Genomic DNA, 1,892 nt, shown 5'->3' on the forward strand with positions numbered 1-1,892 from the left:
GGGCAGCGCCGTGCAGCAGCTCGCGGATACGGTCGAGCGCCAGGCCGGCCGCAGTCCACTTCTTGATCTGCAGCAATTGCTCCAGGTGGCGGCTGCCATAGCGGGCGGCGCGGGTTTCGCCTTCGGGCCGATCGACCAGGCCGATCTGCACGTAGTAGCGGACGGTGCGAGGCGGCAGATCGGCCAGCACGCACAGCTCGGCCAGCGGGTAGCTGGGCGCAGTCGAGGTGGCATCGGATGTCATGCCAGGCATTAGAACACCAATGCTATATCAAATCAACTGTATAAATTCACCCGTAGATCCACGGCGACTGCAACCATCGTTTTTTGATGCAGCGCAAGCCGCAGATGGCGTCCGCATAGAATCCGCCTCGCCGCGCGCGCGCCGCGCTGCATCGCTGGGGGTGCCCGGCTGCCAGCATCGGCAGCACGGGCTGAGACAGTCCCTTTGAACCTGATCGAGATCATCCTCGCGCAAGGGAAGCACGACGCTCCACGCATCCGCCATGCCGGCGCGGATGCGCCCGGGACTGCCTGCCACGCCCGAGGCCCATCCAAGGAGTGCCAGCCATGAACCCACCCGCCTCTTCGTCCGCAGGCACCGCCAGCGGCCCCGTCAACCAGGCCCTGTCGCCGGTGGCGCCGGGCGACCGGGTGTTTTCCTGGCACGACCATGCCTCGCTGTGGTTCAGCCTGGGCGTGGGCCTGCTGGTCATGCAGGTGGGCGCCTATCTGATGCCGGCGCTGTCGCCGCGTGAGGCGCTGCTGGCCATCGTCGCCGGCTCGCTGGTCGGTGCCGGCCTGCTGGGCTGGGTGGCCAAGCTGGGCTGCGACAGCGGTCTGTCCAGCGCCGGGCTGATGCACGCGGTGTATGGCCGGCGCTTTGCCAGCCTGCCGATCGTGCTGAACATCGTGCAGCTGATCGGCTGGGGCACCTTCGAGCTGGTGGTCATGCGCGACTCGACCCTGGCAATTGCGCGCCAGTCGGGCGGCGCAGGGGCATTCATGGGCAGTGGCTGGCTGCTTGCCGCGACGCTGCTGTGGGGCGGTGTGGTCATCGCCCTGATCAGCGGCTCCATGGTGCGCCTGGTGCGGCGCATCATCGCGCGCGTGGCGCTGCCGCTGGTGGTGCTGTCGCTGCTCTGGCTGTCCTGGCAGTTCCTCGCGCTGGCGCAGGCGCAGGGTCTGGCGGCGCTGTGGAGCCGGCCCGGCGCGGGCGGCCTCACCGTCATGGGGGCGCTCGATCTGGTGATCGCGATGCCGGTGTCGTGGCTGCCGCTGGTGGCCGACTACGCGCGCCACGGCAGGAGCGGGCGCACGGCGCTCACCGGCACCTGGGCCGGTTACCTGCTGGCCAACGTCTGGTGCTACAGCCTCGGGGTGCTGGTCGCGCTGGTGCTGCCCAGCGCAGACCTGGTGACGGCGCTGCTGCTGGCGCAGGGCGGGCTGATTGCGCTGTCGCTGATCCTGATCGACGAGGTGGACAACGCCTATGGCGATGCGTACTCGGGCGCCGTCTCGGCGCACAGCCTGCTGCCGCGCTGGAGCATCCGCCGTTTCGGCATTGCCATCGCCATGCTGTGCACGCTGCTGGCGCTGGTGCTGCCCATGCGCAGCCTGGAGCCGTTCCTGCTGACGCTCAGCTCGGTCTTCGTGCCGCTGTTCGGCGTGGTGCTGGGACGGCTGGGCGGCGGCGTGGCGGCACGGGTACGGCTGGAGGCTGCGCCTGCCGCCCACTGGCCGTCGGTGGCGCTGTGGCTGGCCGGCATCGCCTTCTATCACCTGGCGCCGAAGCTGCTGCCGGGCCTGGGGGCGGCCCTGCCGACGCTGCTGCTGTGCCTGCTGCTGTCGTGGGTGACGCGCGCGCGGCTGCCGGCTCCAGCCTACGGCTG

2 protein-coding genes and 1 riboswitch are annotated in these 1,892 nt (G+C 69.9%); of the genes, one reads left to right on the plus strand and one right to left on the minus strand.

Annotated features, from left to right (window positions below; genetic code table 11):
* A partial coding sequence (locus tag A612_RS10150; protein WP_019374382.1) for a helix-turn-helix domain-containing protein occupies positions 1-244 on the minus strand: 244 nt, incomplete at its 3' end.
* Between the two features lie 146 nt (positions 245-390).
* A riboswitch (TPP riboswitch) is annotated at positions 391-499 on the plus strand.
* Between the two features lie 71 nt (positions 500-570).
* Here A612_RS10150 and A612_RS10155 point away from each other — a divergent pair.
* The coding region (locus A612_RS10155) for a cytosine permease (RefSeq protein ID WP_019374383.1) at positions 571-1,892 on the plus strand (1,322 nt) is incomplete at its 3' end.

Source organism: Melaminivora alkalimesophila (genome assembly GCF_000282995.1).
Taxonomy (GTDB): Bacteria; Pseudomonadota; Gammaproteobacteria; order Burkholderiales; family Burkholderiaceae_C; genus Melaminivora; species Melaminivora alkalimesophila.